This window comes from Methylobacterium sp. C25, assembly GCF_021352225.1.
GTDB lineage: Bacteria > Pseudomonadota > Alphaproteobacteria > Rhizobiales > Beijerinckiaceae > Methylobacterium.
Genome location: NZ_JAAUVI010000001.1, coordinates 916,408 through 934,658, shown reverse-complemented (window position 1 = coordinate 934,658; position 18,251 = coordinate 916,408). Strand labels below are relative to the sequence as shown.

18 protein-coding genes are annotated in these 18,251 nt (G+C 67.4%); 10 read left to right on the top strand and 8 right to left on the bottom strand.

Annotated elements, in window-relative coordinates; all coding sequences use genetic code 11:
* Positions 1 to 40 precede the first annotated feature (40 nt).
* On the top strand, positions 41 to 634 hold the full coding sequence (locus tag HCU64_RS04445; RefSeq protein ID WP_233382924.1) for a TIGR00730 family Rossman fold protein: 594 nt from the start codon (positions 41 to 43) through the stop codon (positions 632 to 634).
* Positions 635 to 693: 59 nt separating this feature from the next.
* Here the strand turns inward: HCU64_RS04445 and cysS are convergent, their stop codons facing one another.
* Complete coding sequence (gene cysS, locus HCU64_RS04440; protein WP_233382543.1) at positions 694 to 2,076, bottom strand: cysteine--tRNA ligase; 1,383 nt, start codon at positions 2,074 to 2,076, stop codon at positions 694 to 696.
* 331 nt (positions 2,077 to 2,407) lie between these two features.
* Here cysS and HCU64_RS04435 point away from each other — a divergent pair, with 331 nt between their 5' ends.
* The gene (locus HCU64_RS04435) at positions 2,408 to 2,731 is read left to right on the top strand and encodes a hypothetical protein (protein ID WP_233382542.1); all 324 of its coding nucleotides are present in this window, start codon (positions 2,408 to 2,410) and stop codon (positions 2,729 to 2,731) included.
* Between the two features lie 87 nt (positions 2,732 to 2,818).
* Here HCU64_RS04435 and HCU64_RS04430 read toward each other — a convergent pair whose 3' ends face one another.
* A complete protein-coding gene (locus tag HCU64_RS04430; RefSeq protein ID WP_442785915.1) occupies positions 2,819 to 3,328 on the bottom strand; it encodes a CreA family protein in 510 nt (169 codons plus the stop codon).
* A 173-nt stretch (positions 3,329 to 3,501) separates the two neighbouring features.
* On the opposite strand from HCU64_RS04430, the gene HCU64_RS04425 reads away from it, so the two are divergent.
* The 6 genes from HCU64_RS04425 (at position 3,502) to HCU64_RS04400 (ending at position 10,274) form a co-directional block, all read left to right on the top strand.
* Positions 3,502 to 4,524, top strand: a complete 1,023-nt coding sequence (locus HCU64_RS04425) for a DUF2865 domain-containing protein (protein ID WP_233382541.1) — start codon at positions 3,502 to 3,504, stop codon at positions 4,522 to 4,524.
* Between the two features lie 227 nt (positions 4,525 to 4,751).
* Entirely contained in the window at positions 4,752 to 6,908 is a 2,157-nt protein-coding gene (locus HCU64_RS04420) for an OmpA family protein (protein WP_233382540.1), read from the top strand.
* A gap of 183 nt (positions 6,909 to 7,091) precedes the next feature.
* Positions 7,092 to 8,327 (top strand): MFS transporter, encoded by a 1,236-nt coding sequence (locus HCU64_RS04415; RefSeq protein WP_233382539.1) that lies wholly within the window; start codon positions 7,092 to 7,094, stop codon positions 8,325 to 8,327.
* 10 nt (positions 8,328 to 8,337) lie between these two features.
* Positions 8,338 to 9,111, top strand: coding sequence for a class I SAM-dependent methyltransferase (locus HCU64_RS04410; protein ID WP_233382538.1), 774 nt, complete (start codon positions 8,338 to 8,340; stop codon positions 9,109 to 9,111).
* 332 nt (positions 9,112 to 9,443) lie between these two features.
* Positions 9,444 to 9,803 carry a hypothetical protein gene (locus tag HCU64_RS04405; protein ID WP_233382537.1) on the top strand — a complete coding sequence of 120 codons (360 nt, stop codon included), beginning with the start codon at positions 9,444 to 9,446 and terminating at the stop codon, positions 9,801 to 9,803.
* A 186-nt stretch (positions 9,804 to 9,989) separates the two neighbouring features.
* Positions 9,990 to 10,274 (top strand): hypothetical protein, encoded by a 285-nt coding sequence (locus HCU64_RS04400; RefSeq protein ID WP_233382536.1) that lies wholly within the window; start codon positions 9,990 to 9,992, stop codon positions 10,272 to 10,274.
* A 10-nt stretch (positions 10,275 to 10,284) separates the two neighbouring features.
* Here the strand turns inward: HCU64_RS04400 and HCU64_RS04395 are convergent, their stop codons facing one another.
* Positions 10,285 to 10,542, bottom strand: coding sequence for a hypothetical protein (locus HCU64_RS04395; RefSeq protein WP_233382535.1), 258 nt, complete (start codon positions 10,540 to 10,542; stop codon positions 10,285 to 10,287).
* A 533-nt stretch (positions 10,543 to 11,075) separates the two neighbouring features.
* Here HCU64_RS04395 and HCU64_RS04390 point away from each other — a divergent pair.
* Positions 11,076 to 11,453, top strand: coding sequence for a hypothetical protein (locus HCU64_RS04390; protein ID WP_233382534.1), 378 nt, complete (start codon positions 11,076 to 11,078; stop codon positions 11,451 to 11,453).
* An 11-nt stretch (positions 11,454 to 11,464) separates the two neighbouring features.
* On the opposite strand, the gene HCU64_RS04385 is transcribed toward HCU64_RS04390, so the two are convergent.
* From HCU64_RS04385 to HCU64_RS04375, 3 genes are all read right to left on the bottom strand, one after another.
* Positions 11,465 to 11,998 (bottom strand): helix-hairpin-helix domain-containing protein, encoded by a 534-nt coding sequence (locus tag HCU64_RS04385; protein ID WP_233382533.1) that lies wholly within the window; start codon positions 11,996 to 11,998, stop codon positions 11,465 to 11,467.
* Between the two features lie 83 nt (positions 11,999 to 12,081).
* Complete coding sequence (locus tag HCU64_RS04380; RefSeq protein ID WP_233382922.1) at positions 12,082 to 12,999, bottom strand: LysR family transcriptional regulator; 918 nt, start codon at positions 12,997 to 12,999, stop codon at positions 12,082 to 12,084.
* Between the two features lie 112 nt (positions 13,000 to 13,111).
* Positions 13,112 to 14,629, bottom strand: a complete 1,518-nt coding sequence (locus HCU64_RS04375; RefSeq protein ID WP_233382532.1) for a sensor domain-containing diguanylate cyclase — start codon at positions 14,627 to 14,629, stop codon at positions 13,112 to 13,114.
* A 266-nt stretch (positions 14,630 to 14,895) separates the two neighbouring features.
* Between HCU64_RS04375 and HCU64_RS04370 the strand changes: the two genes are divergently transcribed.
* Complete coding sequence (locus tag HCU64_RS04370; RefSeq protein ID WP_233382531.1) at positions 14,896 to 15,069, top strand: hypothetical protein; 174 nt, start codon at positions 14,896 to 14,898, stop codon at positions 15,067 to 15,069.
* Between the two features lie 25 nt (positions 15,070 to 15,094).
* On the opposite strand, the gene HCU64_RS04365 is transcribed toward HCU64_RS04370, so the two are convergent.
* Both HCU64_RS04365 and fdhF read right to left on the bottom strand, forming a co-directional pair.
* Positions 15,095 to 15,385, bottom strand: coding sequence for a formate dehydrogenase subunit delta (locus tag HCU64_RS04365; protein ID WP_233382530.1), 291 nt, complete (start codon positions 15,383 to 15,385; stop codon positions 15,095 to 15,097).
* A gap of 10 nt (positions 15,386 to 15,395) precedes the next feature.
* A complete protein-coding gene (gene fdhF / locus HCU64_RS04360; protein WP_233382529.1) occupies positions 15,396 to 18,251 on the bottom strand; it encodes a formate dehydrogenase subunit alpha in 2,856 nt (951 codons plus the stop codon).

The window sequence follows — 18,251 nt, the reverse complement described above, 5'->3', positions numbered from 1 at the left end:
GCGCCGATCTCACGGGATGGGGGGAGGCAGGCGCGTGCAACTGAATTCAGTGTGCGTCTATTGCGGTTCGGGCTTCGGTGGCGACCCGGCTTTCAAGGAGGCGGCCGTCACCGTCGGCGGCGCTCTGGGCGAGGCGGGGATCAACCTTGTCTATGGCGGCGGCAATGTCGGGCTGATGGGCACTGTGGCCCATGCCGCTCTGCAGGCCGGCGGCCATGTGACCGGGATCATCCCGGACTTCCTGAAGTCGCGCGAGCGCATGCTCGACGACATCCAGGAGACCGTGGTCGTCGGCGATATGCATACCCGCAAGAAGCTGATGTTCGATCGCGCCGACGCTTTCGTGGCGATGCCCGGCGGCATCGGCACCCTGGAGGAGCTGATCGAGCAGATGACCTGGGCGCAGCTCGGCCAGCACGCCAAGCCCATCCTGCTGCTCTCGATCAACGGCTTCTGGGACCCGCTGCTGACGCTGCTCGATCACATGCGCGGTCACGGCTTCCTGCGGCCAGGGCTGGATCCGGCCTTCCTCGTCGCGACCGATCCGGCTGACGTCGTCGGGATGCTGCGGGATGCGGTGGCCAAACGCGCGCCCTCCCCGGAGGGAGAGGCGCTGGTCAGGGAGCGGCTCTAAGAACGCCCTCCTTCGTCATCGCGCTGCGACCCCCGCAACGCCGGGTGTGGCACGACCGCCTACTTGATGACACTCCACGTCGTCGTGCCGTCCTTGCTGTCCTTCACCGCGACGCCCATCGCCGTGAGGGCGTCGCGTGCCCGGTCGGAGGCGGCCCAGTCCTTGGCCGCTCGCGCCGCGCGGCGCCCCTCGATCAGACCTTCGACCGCCGCAACGTCGATGCCAGCCGCCTGGACACTGGCCTGGGCGCGGTCGCTCTTGGTCTGCCCGAGCAGGCCGAGAAGACCCGCGCCGGCCTTCAACGAGGCCGGATCGTCGAGGCGATGCAATTCGGCCAGAGCCGCAGCCGTGTTGAGGTCGTCGAGAAGAGGCTCCAGCACCGCAGCCGACACGTCACGAGCCGGCAAAGTGTCGCCCACGATCTCGTACCAGCGGTCGAGCGTCCTGCTGGCTTCCTCCAGCCCCCGCACGGTCCAGTCGATCGGCTGCCGATAATGCGTCTTCAACATCGCGAGACGCACGACTTCGCCCGGCCAGTCGTTTAGCACCTCGCGAATGGTGATGAAGTTGCCGAGCGATTTCGACATCTTCTCCCCCTCCACTTGGAGGAAGCCGTTGTGCATCCAGACGTTCGCCATGACCGGTGTGTCGAAGCAGCAGCGCGACTGAGCCACCTCGTTCTCGTGATGCGGAAAGATCAGGTCGATGCCGCCGGCATGGATGTCGAAGGTCTTTCCCAGATGCTTCCACGACATCGCGGAGCACTCGATGTGCCAGCCCGGGCGGCCAGGTGCGGCGATCCCCGAGGGTGAGGGCCACGACGGCTCGCCCGGCTTCGAAGGCTTCCAGAGCACGAAATCGAGGGGCGAGCGCTTGTAGGGCGCCACTTCGACACGCGCACCGGCCTCCATCTCGTCGAGCGGGCGCTTCGAGAGGCTCCCGTAATCCGGCATCGAGGGCACGTCGAACAGCACGTGGTCCTCGGCGACATAGGCATGTCCGGCCGCGACCAGCCCCTCGATGATGGTGATCATCTCGGCGATGTGGTCGGTGGCCCGCGGCTCGAGGAAGCACGGTCGCTCGCCCGGCACGTTCACGTCCTCCGGCATCAGCACGCCGAGATCGCGAACGTCCTTATGGAAGACGCTGAGCGTGCCGTCGGTCAGTTCGCGGATCGTGATGCCGCGCTCGGCGGCGCGCGCATTGATCTTGTCGTCCACGTCCGTGACGTTTCGGGCGTAGGTGACGTGTGCCTCACCATAGAGGTGGCGCAACAGCCGGAAGAGCAGGTCGAAGACGATGATCGGCCGCGCGTTACCGATATGGGCCGCGTCGTAGACCGTCGGGCCGCACGCATAGACGCGCACATTGCCCGGATCGATCGGCGCAAAAGGCGTCTTCTCGCGTGTCAGCGTGTTGTAGAGCCGCAACATCGGCGCCATCGGTGTCCATTTCGTCCGGAGCCACCTCCCCGATCGCCGACGGCGCCGGGCAGGGCCCCTATCCCGTTGTGTCCTGACGCTTTCCGAGTCCGGCCGGCCTCGCGGCACGGTCTCGTTCGCCTTCGTCCCGCCCCATTGCCCCGAGCCGGCTGTGGCGCAAGGGCGACGGTTTGGGCCGCCCGCATCCGGTACCCCAAAAGCGTGATCGATTCGACAACCTGCCGGTCGATCGTCGCCGCTCACTCGACTGTGAGCGGCAGCGTGAAGCCTTTGTTTACCGAGCCGTCAGAACACTCCGCAATCGCGTCATCCGATTTTCGAGGTCCCGACCATGCGCCTTCAGGCCGCTGCCTTCCTCGCACTTGCCCTGGTCTCAACCGCACCGGCTCTTGCCGATGAGACTGGCAACGCTGCCCAGCATGTCGAGAAGGCCTTCCTGATCCCGTCCAACGATGGCTACGGCACCGGCGAGTGCCTCACCAACGGCAAGAGCGAGTGTGGTCAGGTCGTCGCCAATGCCTGGTGCGAGTCGCAGGGCTTCGCCTCTGCCGCCTCTTACGGCGTCGCCGAGCGCGACGAATATACGGGCGCCATCGACGCGATCCCGGTGCGGCAGGCCGCCGACCGCCCGATCCGCATCACCTGCCAGGATTGAATTTTCAATCGCACGAGTGATTGACGCCATTCCGGAGCCGCGAAGCGGGACCCGGAATGACGGAAATGATCGGCACGCGTGGCCTGATCACCCTTTGACGAACTCCGCGCATTTCGGCGGCGGCTCAGTGCCCCAGGGCATCAGCGGCACGGCCGACGTCGAGTTCTTCGGCGAGCCCTGGATCACCCGATCCGAATAGACCATGTAGATCAGCGTGTTGCGCTTCACGTCGCAGCCGCGCACGATCTGCATCGACTTAAAGATCAGCGAGCGGCGCTCGCTGAACACCACCTCGCCCTGCTTGAACTTCTCTTTGAACTGCACCGGCCCGGTCTGGCGGCAGGCGAGAGAGATGTCGGAGACGTCCTCGGCGAGCCCGAGCGTGCCCTTGATGCCGCCCTTCTCCGGCTGCGTGTACCAGCAGGCGACGCCGCCCACGGCGGGGTCGTCGATCCCGTAGACGACCAGCTTGTCGTTGGGCGTCAGAGGGCGCCAGACCGTCGACTTGTCGAAGATCCGGTCGGGGTCGTCTGCCCGAGCGGGCGCGGTCGAGACGGCCATGCCCACCACCGTGACCAGAGCCATTCCAAACTGCATGGTGCCCGTTCGCCACATCATCGAACCATTCCCTCCCAAACTTGGCCGTAACGATGTGGTGTGCCTGTCGCCGCCGCGCGAGGGGGGCTAACAAGTATGCCAGTCGACACGGCTGCGCCCCGATTCCTAACGAGCCGGTACCGCCTTTCCGTGACACTCATCGCGTTCCTGCCATGCCGCTGATCGCCTCGAAGCTCCGTCGCCACGTCGCCGCCGTGGCTGCCATGCTCACGCTGGGAACGGTGCTGCCGGCTTCGGCGAACCCCTACGCTTGCCAACGCTACAAGGCCGAGCTCGCAAGCCTGACCGATAACGGCTCCACGCAACGCGCCCTGCAGAGCGAGATCGGCCGGCTTCAATCCTACTACCGCTCGCTGAACTGCGAAGGCGGCCGGTTCCTGTTCTTCGATACACGCCCGCCCCAGTGCGGTGCCGTCGAGCAGCGCATCAAGGCGCTCAATGCCGGCTATGGCGCACAGAATGGCGAGGTCGTCGCGGCCCGTCGGCGCCAGCTCGTTGCCGCCATCGGCACCGCCTGCACGAACACGCTCGACGTGCCATCCGACGGCTCGCCACTCCAGCAGACGGCGCGCGGCGGCCACAAGGTCATCTGCGTCAAGACCTGCGACGGCTCCTACTTCCCGATGAACAACCTACCCGACGGGCGGGGCGGGGCCGACGAGATGTGCCAGGCGCTCTGCCCGGGCACTCAGGCCGTCGCCTATTCGATGCCGGAGGGCGACGAGGCCCTGCGCTCGGCGGCGACCGTCAAGGGCAACCGTGCCTACACGGCGCTGGCGACCGCCTTCAAATTCCGCACCAGCTTCGAGCCGAGCTGCAGTTGCAAGCAGGAAGGCAAGGGCTGGGCGCAGTCGCTCGCCAAGGCCGAGAGCATGCTGTTCCGGCACAAGGGCGACATCTTCGTCACCCCGATGCAGGCCGAGCGTCTGTCGCGGCCGCCGAAGGTCCGCCTGACCCTCGTTGGACGGGCAGACAAGACCGCCGCGACCCTGGCGGCCGACGCGGCCAGCCGCAATGGTGCCACCGGCGAGACCGCGGGCGATGTCACCGCCACCGGGACGGCCGGTCCGGCCGACGCCTCGGCGGCGGTCGCCAAGGCCAATGCGGATCGCACGGCCGTGCGCGTGATCGAGCCGTCGATGATCCCAATACCGGCTCGGACCGGGACGCCCTGAAGGCCGATTCGGCCTTGGCACTGGCAGCCTAATTCGTCGCGCGAGCCACCCGTCTTACGGGTACTCTAACTATCTGACACCAAAGAGTTTCGTCGGAAGCGAAGTCGTTCGGCGGCGCCGGACGGCGCTCCGCTGCGATTTGACGCCTCGGTTTTCGGAACCATATCGGCCCGACGCCGTTCGGACCCGCCGATCGCGTTTCGACGACTATGGACGAGGCTCACTGAATGCGGATGACCCGCTCGCTGCTCCTGACAGGCACCATGCTGCCGACCCTCCTTCTGGCCGTGCCGGTGCAGGCGCGTTCACCGAACGAGGGCACTTCTGCACGGATGGAGCTGGCACAGCTTGGCGAGGAAGGTCCACGCGGCGGTCGCGGAGGTGGAGCTGAGCGCGGTGGTGGCGCGGGCGAGCGGGGCGGCGGTGCGGCCCGCGAACGGCCCGAGGCGCCGGCAGCCCGAGAACGTCCAGAGCCGAGACAGGCTCCCGCAGCCCGTGAACGTCCCGAAGCGCCGGCGGCCCGTGAGCGCCCCGAGCCACGGCAGGCCCCGGCAGCCCGCGAACGGCCGGAGGCGCCTTCGTCCCGCGAGCGTCCCGAACCGCGGCAAGCGCCCGCAACTCGCGAGAAGCCTGAAGCGCCGGCTGCACGCGAACGCCCCGAGCCGAAGCAGGCTCCGGCAGCCCGTGAAGCACCCGAGCGTGCTACCCCGCCGGCTCAGCGCCAGACGCCCGAGCGGCCGACCCCGCCCACTCAGCCAACCAGGCCGACGCCACCGACGAGCGAGGAGCCCTCCCGCACGGCGCCGACACGTCCGACCACACCACCGGCTGCTCAGCCTCAGACGGCGCCTGCACCGGCCCAGCGCCGCGCACCGGATGCGCCGACGCAACCGGGCGCCACGCCACCCACGACGCCGCAGCCCCAGCGTCCGGCCAGTCCGGAGGTGCCCGCACAGCAGAACCGTCAGCAACCGGCGCAGCCGAATGCCGTGACACCGCCGGGCCAGACCCAGCCGGGTGTTACGCAGCCCGGGACGGCACCCGGCGCAGCGCCCGCGGCCCCGAACCAACGTCCAGGCGTGCCGGGACGGCCGTTCACGCCGCAGGGCCAACAGCCGAACGCTGCCCCGCCGGGTCAGCCAGGAGCCCAGCCGGGCGTCCAGCCAGGCCAGGATCCGAACCAGTTCCGGCGTGAGCAGCAGCCTGGCCAATTGCCGCCGGGCCAGACCCAGCCGGGCCAGCAGCCCAATCAGCTCCAGCAGAACCAGCTCCAACCTGGGCAGCAACCGGGCGGCGTCGGCCGTGACGGTCGAGGCGGTCCTGGCTTCGACAACGACCGCCGGGGCGATGGGCGATACGGCGACGACCGGCGAGGCGGCTTCAACCGGCCCGGCGCCCCCGGCTATATCCCTGGCGGCTTCCGTGACAGCCGCGAGGACGACGAGATCCGCGACTACGACCGGATCCGCCGCGACCGCCAGGAGTACAACGTCGACGGCCGCAACTATTACCGCGAGCCGGGCCGCATCATCGTGCGCGACCGCGACAACTATTACATCCGCCACGACGAGAACGAGCGCTTCCGCGACCTCGACCGGCGCGCCTATCGCAGCGAGCGGCGCGGCAATGAGACCTACAGCTATATCGATCGTCCCGGCGGCGAGCAGATCGTCACCGTGGTGGATGACGACGGCCGCCTCGTCCGGCGCTACCGCCGCTTCCGCGACGGCCGCGAGGTGATCATCATCAACAACGGCTACGGCCCCGGCGGCCCGCGTCCGATCTACGACGACGTGGTCGACCTGCCGCCGCCGGACATCCGGATCCCACGGGACCGCTACGTGGTCGATTACGACCGGGCCGATGCCCGCGCCGTCTACGGGGCGCTCACGGCGCCGCCGGTGACCGCGATCGACCGGCGCTACTCACTCGACCAGGTGCGCTACAGCCCGCAGCTACGCGCCCGCATGCCGAGCGTCGATATCAACACGATCACATTCGACTCCGGCTCGTTCACGGTGACGCCGGAGCAGGGCCGCCAGCTGAAGAACATCGCCGATGCGATCAATCAGGCGGTGCAGGCGAACCCGCAGGAGGTCTTCCTAATCGAGGGCTACACCGATGCGGTGGGCGCCGACATCGACAACCTCTCGCTCTCGGACCGCCGCGCGCAGTCGGTGGCCACCATCCTGACGCAGAACTTCCAGGTGCCGCCGGAGAACCTGACCACCCAGGGCTACGGCGAGCAGTACCTGAAGGTGAACACGCAGGAGGCCAACCGCGAGAACCGCCGCGTCACGGTGCGCCGGATCACGCCGCTCCTGCAGCAGCAGGCAGACCAGGGCCAGCAGGGCGGCTCACCGCCGCCGCCCCCGCCGCGCTGAGACACCGGATCCCGTCCGCAGCCGATGCGGGCGGGATCTTTCGCATGCGGATGCGACAGGGCGGATCTGTGCGTCCTCACCTGACCGTGACGGGTATGGGAAACATTTGAGTCCTATACCGATGACCGTGTCCGGCTCTGGCTGGGGCGCGGGACGCGACGCGGACGAAGGGTTTTTGAGGCTATGGACGGAGAGGTGGGGCACCGGTTGATCGAAGCCGGGACGCCGGAATTCCGTCGCACCACCCTCGCCCTCTTCGCCGCCGGCTTCTCGACCTTCGCCGTTCTCTACGGCGTGCAGCCGCTGATGCCGGTCTTCGCCGATGCTTTCTCGGTCTCGCCGGCCGAGAGCAGCCTCGCCCTCTCCCTGCCCTGCGCGACGCTTGCGATTTCGCTGCTGATCGTGAGCCCGCTTTCCGAGGTCTGGGGCCGCAAGCCGGTGATGGCGGCTTCGCTGTTCCTGTCCGCCCTGCTCACTATCGCCGCGGTGATGATGCCGAGCTGGCATGGCTTCCTCGTCCTGCGCGCCCTGACCGGCATCGCCGCGAGCGGCCTGCCCGCGGTGGCCATGGCCTATCTCAGCGAAGAGATGCACGGGCGCGCCATCGGCCTCTCCATGGGCCTCCTGATCGGCGGCAATGCGCTCGGCGGCATGGTTGGCCGGCTCATCGCCGGCATCATCGCCGACCATGCCTCCTGGCGGCTCGGACTGGGGCTGATCGGCGGATTGGCGCTGCTGGCGGCCTTCGCCTTCCAGTTCGCCCTGCCCGCCTCACGGCACTTCAACGCGCATCGTATGCGCTGGCGCGAGGTGCCGGCGAGCTTCGGGCATCATTTCAAGGATGCCGGGCTGCCTTGGCTCTTCTGCGAATCCTTCCTGCTGATGGGCGGGTTCGTCTGCGTCTACAACTACATCGGCTTCCGCCTGCTCGAGCCGCCCTACTCGCTCAGCCAGACGGCGATCGGCGCGATCTTCGTGGTCTATCTCGCCGGCACCGCGAGCTCGGCCATCACCGGCGAGATCGCCAGCCGGCTCGGGCGGCGCCGGGTCTTGTGGCTCGCCATCCTGCTCGGGCTCGCCGGCATCGCGCTCACCCTGTCCTCGCACCTCGTCCTGATCATCGCCGGCATCGTCGTTGTGACGGTGAGCTTCTTCGGCGCCCATTCGGTGGCTTCGAGCTGGATCGGGCGGCGCGCCATGACCGACCGGGCCCAGGCCTCGTCGATCTATCTCTGCCTGTACTATCTCGGCTCGTCGGTGCTCGGCACGACGGGGGGCTGGTTCTTCGCCCATGCCGGCTGGCCCGGTGTGGCGGGCTTCTTCGCGGGGCTCTACGTTCTGGCATTGCTGATCGCGATCCGGCTCTCGCGATTAGCGCCTCTGCCGGAACTCATCGCGGCTGAGATCCCGAAAACCTGAGGAGCAGGCCATGGCAGGGCATGAGGCCAACGTCACCGGGCAATTCGAAGCCCGCGCCGCGGACTACGTGACGAGCGCGGCCCATGCCGCCGGCGACGATCTCGCCCAGCTCGCCGAGCTGGCCCGCGCGACCCCGGACGCCGCCGCGCTCGATCTCGGCTGCGGCGGGGGGCATGCCACCTACGCCATTGCGCCGCATGTCCGCTCCGTCACCGCCTTCGATCTCTCGCCCGCGATGCTGTCGGCGGTGTCCGAAGAGGCGGTGCGGCGTGGCCTCGCCAACATCCGCACCCAGCAGGGCACCGTGCAGGCCCTGCCCTTCCGTGATGAGAGCTTCGACCTCGTCGTGTCGCGCTTCAGCGCCCACCACTGGACCGATCTCGTCGCCGCGCTCACCGAGGCGCGCCGCGTGCTCTCTCCGCGGGGCCGGCTCGTGATGATCGACACGGCCGCGCCGGAGAACCCGCTGTTCGACACGCATCTGCAGAGTTGGGAGCTGCTGCGTGACCCCTCGCATGGCCACAATTACGCACCCTCGCAATGGCGCGCGATGCTGGCGCAGGCCGGCTTCGTGCCGGGCCACGAGACGCTGCGCCGCCTGCGTCTGGATTACGCGAGCTGGATCGCCCGGATGGGAACGCTGGACGACGATGCCGACACGATCCGCCGCCTGCAGCAGCGTGCGCCCGAATCCGTGCGCAGCTATTTCGCTCTGGAAGACGACGGCACCTTCACCCTCGACACGCTGACGATCGAAGCGGAGCCGGACGGAGACTCGGACTAACGTCAGAAGAAGCACCGGGCGCCTGAGGCGACCAACCGTCCGTCGGGCCCGATCAGGCTTCTGCGCGAGAGCAGGTCTGAGATCGGCCGGGATCGATGCGGCGATGCAGGGCTGAAAAGCGGAGTCGGCGGACCGGCGAAGCCGGGGCTTCGTCGGGTCCGCCGACCACTCCACGACCCGACTGGGGGGATCTCGGGACGCGTCGTGATTTGACGCTACGCCGCCAATGATTCCGGATTATTTCCGCGGCGGACCGTCGGCTCTGTCCAAGCTCAGACGGTCGGGCCGTCCACGCTTCGGCATCACGCGTCACCGCCGCTGATCGCGGGACAGTGTCCGTTGCGAACACGCTCGCCGAATTCGGCAGCAAATCGTTGGCGCAAGGCGGTTTTGATGGCCCGATGCACGTCCATGGTGCGCCCGCATCCCCCAAATGGGTGATGAAACTTGTTGGCCTGCGTGCTTTCTCCTTTTCGTACTTGAGGGGAAAACCGATGCGACACAGTGAGACGTTACCGGCTTGGGCCGCGCGCCAACGTAGCCGCCGCCTGGGCCGACATAGCGACGACAAGGTGGTTCGCTGGATCAATCAGGGCAACGCGGCGAAGGACGACGCCGTCCGGGACAACGGTGGGTCCAGCAACGACAACGTCGTCGCCTTCAACCAGGTAAGGTCGGTTCCGGCCCGTTGATCTCGTCCCGGATTGCAGCAAACGGCCCGCTTCGCGTTTCGAAGCGGGCCGTTTTCGTTGTGCCGACGAGGTGATTCGCGAATTCGGCGGGTCGGCCGGCTCGCGGGCCTTGGCACCTGCACCGGCAGGGTTCATGCTCCGAAAACGAGCCCGCCACAGAAGTGGGCCCAATTCGGAGGTCTGCCCATGCTTGCTGCCAATCGCCTGATCAAATCCGCCTGGGTCGCGGTCGAACTCGACCATGATCGCTGCGAACGCATTCTCGTCGTCGAGGCCTATATCGCCGTCAGCCCGCTGGAGAAGGATTACGATCCGGTGCGCTACCAGAAGGTCGTCGAGGACGTCCGCCGCGTGCTCGCCGAGAACCCGGATCTCGACCGGGCCTCGATCCTCAGCATGCACCGCGACACGGCTTGCACGGCCCTCTTCCGATCCTCGCCGGTCAAGACGCCCGCGATGGCGCCGGCCTGATCCGGCCGGATCAGCCGATCTCGATACTGTCCGGCTCCCAGGTGGCCACGCGGGTACGGCCTTCGTCGGTGATCTGCCAGACGGCGTAGGTGCCGCCGAGATGCGGGCCGGCCTGCGTGCCGACCCAGCGAAGGTTGCCCCTGCGCTCGAGCACCCGCAGGCGGGCATGGTCCCGCGGCCAGTCGCGGGTGGTGTTCTGCTTGATCGAAATCCGGCCCTCGATGGCGAGCGCTGCCTTGGACAGAAGACGTCGGGAATGAAGGGGCATGGGGGCTCCTTGGTTCGGGAAGTCTCGGCGGTTCTGAAACGCGGATACAGTGGCGAGGCGGGTCGTGACCCGTCCGGCGAATGTGCCTCGTGGCTTCTCCCCTCACGCCGAAGCACCGTCGGTGAGTTTCAAAGCACGTGCTTCGGAAATGCTCGCGACACGCATGTCGCGCGCGAAGGTCGTCCCAAACTCGCGGACGCGTTCGGGCGGTGAGCGTTAATGCTTGTTGCGCGCGCCGGGTTTCATCCGACGCGTCGGGATGGTGATTTCAGCCAAAAAGGCCGGTTGCGAGCCTGGCGAAAGTTAAGGTCCAGGATCGCGCGGCGCCGGTCGGCGCGGTGCTGCTTCGGATACATCGTCCCGATCGCCGATCCCCATCGAATCGGTTTCGAAAGCGCCGGAGCACAGCAGAAGCTTAGCCATTCGACGCCGCAGTGCAACCCAATCCGGCGCTAAAGCGCGATTTTGAGGCGACAGCTTGGCCGCAACACGGCGCTCGTGTCATGGAGAACGAGGAGTGCTGGAGACCCGCAATGAAGGCCAGGATGCAGGAGTTGCTGGGGCTGCTCACGCTGGTCGTCGAGCGCGTCCGGGCAGCCAACGAGCGCTCGGAGCACGCCGAGGCGCGCGCAGCCCAGATGAGCCTGCTGCTCGATGCCCTGTCCGATGAGAACGCGGCCATGCGTGCGGAGTTGGACCAAGCCGAGGCCGCTGCTTCGGAGGCGCAGGCTGAGATCCGCGCGCTGCGCGACCAAGTCGAGGCCGGCAGCCGCCTTGCCGAGGCCCTCGAGGGGCGTGCCGCCGAGGCCGAGCTCCGCATCCACCGTGCCGCCGACGCACTCGGGCTGTCTGCATCCGGTGCGACCGTTCCGGACGGCGAAGCCCCTGGCGCCTCGCTCGCCCTGCACTGACGGGCCGCGCCCTACCGAGCGACCACGTGCGGTTTGATGATCTCGTAGTCCTGCCGCTTGAGCACGCGCCGCGTGACGAGGTCGTCCGGCGAGGCGTAGGGCCGGTTCGCGATGATGGTTTTGCCGATCATGCCGGCCCCGAGACTGTTCAGAGCCTCGACCGGCGCCGAGTTCAGGTCGATCCCGTCTCCCTCCGGCGCGGCCTGCGGCATGGCCGCCTGCTGCTCGGGAGATGGCGCCGCCTCTACGGGACCCGGGGCGGTTAGCGGAGCTTGCCGTTCCGTGGGGGAGGGCGGGGCGCTCTCCGGGGTAACTGGCCGCGCAGCCGCCGTTGGTCGTCCGCCGGGATAGACCGAGCGCACGCCAGGCTCGGCGGGTTCAGCCAGGTTGGGCTGCAGCGGTTTCGGCTGCAGCGCAGGCGCTTCCGCCACGGAGGATGGCGTGGCAGGCCTCGGTGCGCTTGGGCTGAACGACTGCCACAGGCCACCGGCCGCCGCGACGAGGACGACGAGGGTAAAGCCGAGAAACAGGGTGGAGGCCTTCATGCGCGGCGCTCGAATCCTCTCGTTGGCGTGGATCCCGGATGCGATCTTATCCGGGATGCGGCCGGCCGAAGCCACCCCTACCGTCAGCTGCGCCGGCCGCCGGTGCCCATCTGGTCGAGCGTACCCGCGATCGTGCGCGCGATGGCGACCAGCGCCGTCACCATCGGTGTCGCCGGCTCGCGGCGTGGCGCGACGAGGCCGATGACGTGGGTCAGGTCAGGCTCGACGATGGGAATCGAGCGCACGCCCTCCGTCGGCCCGAGCGCGTCGGCGAGGATCGCTGGCATGATGCTCGCCCATTGCAGGGTGCGCACATGGGTCATCAGCACGATCATCGAGTTGGATTCGAGAGTCGGTGCCGGCTCGGCCCCGGCGATACGGAGCTGCTGATCGATGATACGCCGGTTCTGCATGTTCGGCGTCAGCAGGCAGAGGGGCACGCGGCCGGCCTCGGCCCAGGTGATCGAGTCGCGGTCGTCGTAGGGTCCGCCGGCCGCCGTGAGCAGGCGATAATGTTCGGTATAGAGCGGCACGGTGATGACCCGGCCGGTCGGCTCGTTGTCGAGATAGGTCAGTCCCGCATCGGCCTCGAGCCCATCGAGGAGCTGGAAGATGTCGGCAGAGGTGGTGGACTCGATGGAGAAGCGCACGCCGGGATGGCGCTTGCGGAAGGGCGTGGTCAGGGCGGCGACCATCGGGAGTGCCGTTGGCACGGCGGCGATGCGCAGGGTTCCGGCGAGGCCGCGCTTGAGCGTGGAGACGTCCTCGTGCATGGCGCGGGCATCGGCGACGATGCGGCGCGCCCAGGCCAGCACGCGCTCGCCCTCGGGGGTGAAGCCCTGGAAGCGCGAGCCGCGCCGCACGAGCTGCACGCCGAAGCGGTTCTCCAGCTGCTTCACGCCGGCGGAGAGGGTCTGCTGGCTGATGTTGCAGGCTTCCGCCGCGCGCCCGAAATGCTCCTCGCGAGAGAGCGCGAGCAGGTAGTCCAGCTTTTCGATCACCGCGTCCACCGGCCGGGCCGTCCGCGGCAGCGGACTTCACGGTGGTAGCAGATGTACCAATCGGCTCAACAGCCGAAAACGGAGGACGGGGCCGCCCTCAACGCCCTGCCTGTCAGGCTCCCACCAGCCGGAGAGCGCGGACTTCCGGACGGATTGGAGCCTCCGGCGCACGACACGTGCGGTTCCGGCCGGTCGCCTTGGCCTCGTAGAGGGCCGTATCTGCCCGGCGGAAGAGATCTGGGTCGTCGATACCGGAGGCGACCCCGATGCTCACCGTGACCGCGCCTCTCCCGATGCCGGCCGAGGGCACCGTCAGGCCCTTCATCTGCTCGTGGACCTCGTCCGCGACACGCAGCGCGCCGGCCGCATCGGTCGCCGGCAGCAGCAGGACGAATTCCTCGCCTCCGACGCGGCAGACCATGTCGTTCGGCCGATGCACGCTTGCGGAAAGGCGCCGCGCGAGCTCTCGCAGCACTTCGTCGCCGACGGCGTGCCCGTAGCGGTCGTTGTAGCGCTTGAAGTGATCGGCATCGACCACGAGCAGCGAGACGGGCAGTCCGGTGCGTCGGGCGTCCCTGGCGGCCCCTTCAAGGGCATCCTCGAAGCTACGGCGGTTGGCGAGGCCGGTCAGCGGATCCGTGCGCGAGAGCCGGGCCAGCTCGACCTGCATCGCGGCCCGGCGCCCGAGTTCCCGTCCGAAGAGCAGCGACAGAGCGATGGCCAATCCGCATAGGGTGAGGACGGCGGCCCCAATGACCAGGGCCTTGGTCCGCCATTCGGCCTCGATCTCACGCGTCGACAGGGCGACGTTGAGGATCAGGGGCAGGTCCGCGATGCGGGTAAAGGCGTAGTATCGCTCGATCCCGTCTCGGACAGAGGTCCTCACGACGTTGCCGGAGCGCTGGCTCGTGAATCTCGCGAAGATCGGCGTGCCGGCGAGGCTCGCACCGATATCCGCGTCGACGAAAGGTTGCCGCATGATGCGGGTCCCATCCCGCAGATAAAGGTTGATCGCGCCGTCCTGTCCCAGACCGATCTGATCGAACAGATGGGAAAAGTAGGCGAGATTCATCGTCCCCAGCACGACGCCCCCGAAGGAGCCGTCCGGCTTGTTGACGCGCCGGCTGAACGGAATCATGCGCTGGCCGGTCAGCCGCGAGATCAGGGGGTGCCCGATATAGAGCCCGAGGCCGGTCTGGTTCTTGTGAGCCAGGAAATAGTCGCGGTCGGCATAGTTCGATTTGCGTGGCGGCAGGGCGCGCGCGTCGATGGCGATGTCGCCATGCTCGTCGATGACGAGCAGGACTCCCATGTCCTTCGCCGTGGCGGCGCGATCGAACAGCACGAGCTGGCGCATCGCCGGATCGATCCCGTCGATCCCCGGTGTGCGGAGGTTCTCCACCACGGCCTGCAGGGAGAGGTCGAAGAGCTCGACGTTGCGGGCAATGTCGCGCGCGATGACCTGCAGGAGGTTCGTGGAGGTCTGCTCCGCCTTGTCCCAGGCGTCCCTGCGCATGTCGAGCAGCATCAGCCCCGACAGGAGCAGCATGCCGGTCGGCGCGAGGATACCGAGCGCGATCCAGGTGCGCGCCGAGCGAAGCAGGCTCGCGATGCGGACTGGCAGAACCATCGGTGGGCGCTCCCAGGCGCGAGGGGTTACCTGGGTTGTAGAGCGCGAACCTTTTACGGGCCCTCATGAGCCGGCTGATTTTCGCCGATGAATGCCGTTGTCCCTAACGTCGGGTTTCCGGCATCGTGAGGATCCCTCAGCTGTCGGTTGGGACGGGTTGTGCGGCATCCGAACCGCGCAGCGTGGCCGGGGCTGCTCTCATGGCACACGGCTTCGCCGGAACGCGAATGGTCAAGCTGCGTTAAGGATAAGCTTGGGAGGCGCTGATGCTGTATAGGCTGCTATCCGTCTTCATCCGCCCGCCCGCCATCGCGATCCCTGACCTTGCTGTCATGGTCGAGAGCGATGAGGCGACGATCAGCCCCGGCAAGGATGATCCCCTTGCCGGGCTCTATCGCGCTCTCGAAGATGATTTGAGGGCCGCCGGCTACCTGGCCTAGAGGCCAGGCTAGGGTTCGTCCCGTATCAGCCCGCGTCGCTGGCACCCTGGCCGGCGAGCTGAGGATCGTGCGTCGCCGGGCGCACCGGGCTCTGCCCGGTCGGCACCTCGCCCAGAGCCTTGATGACGTAGGCATCGAGCTTGTCGCCCGCTGCCGGGATGTGCGCGACGAGGTCGCGGATCATCTTCGGTGCCCAGAAGGCGACGAGGTGCTTGTGGATTCCGGCGACCGCCTCTTCTTCCGGATAGGTCCGGAAGAAGGCGGCGATCTGGTTGGCCATCCGGACGAGCCGGTCTTGGTTGGTCGCTGCGCCCATTGTCTTACGCTTACTCTGCCGCTGCCTGGGCGATGCGGGTCAGCGAGAAGTCCTCCTCGTAGAACTTCGCCTGCCAATCCGACGGACGGTTCGTGCGCCGCACCTGCACCGCCGTCACTTTGTATTCGGGGCAGTTGGTCGCCCAGTCCGAATAGTCGGTGGTGATGACGTTGGCGCCGGTCTTGGCGTGGTGGAAGGTGGTGTAGACCACACCCGGCTGCATCCGCTCGGTGATCTTCGCCTTGAGGGCGATGTCGCCCGAGCGGCTCTCCAGCGCGACGAGATCGTCGTTGACGATGCCGCGCAGCTCGGCGTCGAACGGATGGATCTCCAGCACGTCCTCCTCATGCCAGCGCGAGTTCTCCGTGCGGCGGGTCTGCGCGCCGACATTGTACTGCGACAGGATGCGGCCGGTGGTCAGGATCAGCGGGAACTTGGCGCCGGTCCGCTCATCGGTGGCGACGTATTCCGTGATCATGAAGCGACCCTTGCCGCGCACGAACCGGTCGACGTGCATCATCGGGGTGCCATTCGGCGCCTTGTCGTTGCACGGCCACTGGATCGAGCCGAGCTCGTCGAGCTTGGCATAGGACACACCCGTGAAGGTCGGGGTGAGCCGGGCGATCTCGTCCATGATCTCGCTCGGGTGGTTGTAGTGCATCTCGTAGCCGAGTGCCTTGGCGAGCAGGATCGTGCCCTCCCAGTCACCGTAGCCACCGAGCGGCGACATCACCTTGCGGACGCGGCTGATGCGGCGCTCGGCATTGGTGAAGGTGCCGTCCTTCTCGAGGAACGAAGCGCCCGGCAGGAAGACATGGGCGTATTTCGCGGTCTCGTTCAGGAAGATGTCCTGGATCACGATGCACTCCATGGCCTTGAGGCCGGAGGTCACGTGATGGGTGTCCGGGTCGGACTGGGCGATGTCCTCGCCCTGGATGTACATGCCCTTGAACGAGCCATCGACGGCCTCGTCCAGCATGTTGGTGATGCGCAGGCCCGGCTCGTTCGAGAGCTTGGCGTTCCAGAGAGCCTCGAAGGTCTCGCGGGTGGCGTCGTCCGAGACGTGGCGGTAGCCGGTGAGCTCGTGCGGGAACGAACCCATGTCGCAGGAGCCCTGCACGTTGTTCTGGCCGCGCAGCGGGTTCACGCCGGCGCCTTCCTTGCCGATGTTGCCGGTGGCCATGGCGATGTTGGCCATGCCCATGACCATGGTCGAGCCCTGGCTGTGCTCGGTCACGCCCAGGCCGTAGAAGATACCCGCATTGCCGCCGGTGGCGTAGAGCCGGGCCGCAGCGCGTAGATCGGCCGGGTTGATGCCGGTGTACTGCTCGGAGGCCTCCGGCGAGTGACGCTCGTCGGCGATGAAGCGAGCCCAGGACTCGAACTCGGCGAGGTCGCAGCGCTCGCGGACATAGGCCTCGTCGATCAGGCCTTCCGTCACGATGACGTGGGCGAAGGCGTTGATGAAGGCGACGTTGGAGCCGGGCTTCAGCGGCAGGTGATAATCGGCCTTGATGTGGGGCGACTTCACGAGGTCGATCTTGCGCGGATCGGCGACAATGAGGCGGGCGCCGGCGCGCAGGCGCTTCTTCATGCGCGAGCCGAAGACCGGGTGGCCGTCGGTCGGGTTGGCACCGATGACCAGGATCACGTCGGCGTATTCGACCGACTTGAAGTCCTGCGTGCCGGCCGAGGTGCCGAGCGTCGACATCAGGCCGTAGCCGGTCGGCGAGTGGCAGACGCGGGCGCAGGTATCGACGTTGTTGTTGCCGAAGGCCGCGCGGACCAGCTTCTGGACGAGATAGGCTTCTTCGTTCGTGCAGCGGGACGACGTGATGCCGCCGACAGAGTCGCGGCCGTACTTGGCCTGGATGCGCTTGAACTCGGAGGCGGCGTGATTGATTGCCTCTTCCCAGCTCACCTCCTGCCAGGGATCCGTGATCTTGGCGCGGATCATCGGCTTGGTGATGCGATCCTTGTGGGTGGCATAGCCGTAGGCGAAGCGGCCCTTGATGCAACTATGGCCCTCGTTCGCCTTGCCATCCTTGTAGGGCACCATGCGGACGATCTTGTCGCCCTGCATCTCCGCCTTGAAGGCGCAGCCGACGCCGCAATAGGCGCAGGTGGTGACCTCGGAATGGTCGGGCTGGCCGAATTCGTGGATCGACTTCTCCTGGAGCGTCGCGGTCGGGCACGCCTGAACGCAGGCGCCGCAGGACACGCACTCGGATTCCATGAAGTTCGTCGGACCGGCGGCGACGCGGCTGTCGAAGCCACGGCCCTCGATGGTCAGCGCAAAGGTGCCCTGCACCTCCTCACAGGCGCGGACGCAGCGGTTGCAGACGATGCATTTCGACGGGTCGTAGGTGAAGTAGGCGTTCGACTCGTCCTTCGGCAGGTACTTCTCGGAGGTCGGCTTGACGTGGTTGTCGCCGTCGTAGCCGTAGCGCACGTTGCGCAGGCCGACCTGTCCGGCCGTGTCCTGCAACTCGCAATCGCCATTGGCGGCGCAGGTCAGGCAGTCCAGCGGGTGGTCGGAGATGTAGAGCTCCATCACGCCCTTACGCAGACGGGCCAGCTTCGGCGTCTGCGTGTGGACGATCATGCCTTCTTCGGCCGGCGTCGTGCAGGAGGCCGGGGTGCCGCGGCGGCCCTCGATCTCCACGAGGCACATGCGGCACGAGCCGAACGGCTCCAGCGAGTCGGTCGCGCAGAGCTTCGGGATCTTGGTGCCCATCGCCATGGCGGCGGCCATGACCGAAGTGCCCGCCGGGACGGAGACCAGCTCACCGTCGATGGTGAGGTTCACCGTCTTGTCGCTGACGCGGATCGGCGTGCCGTAGTCGATTTCCTTGATGAGGGTCAT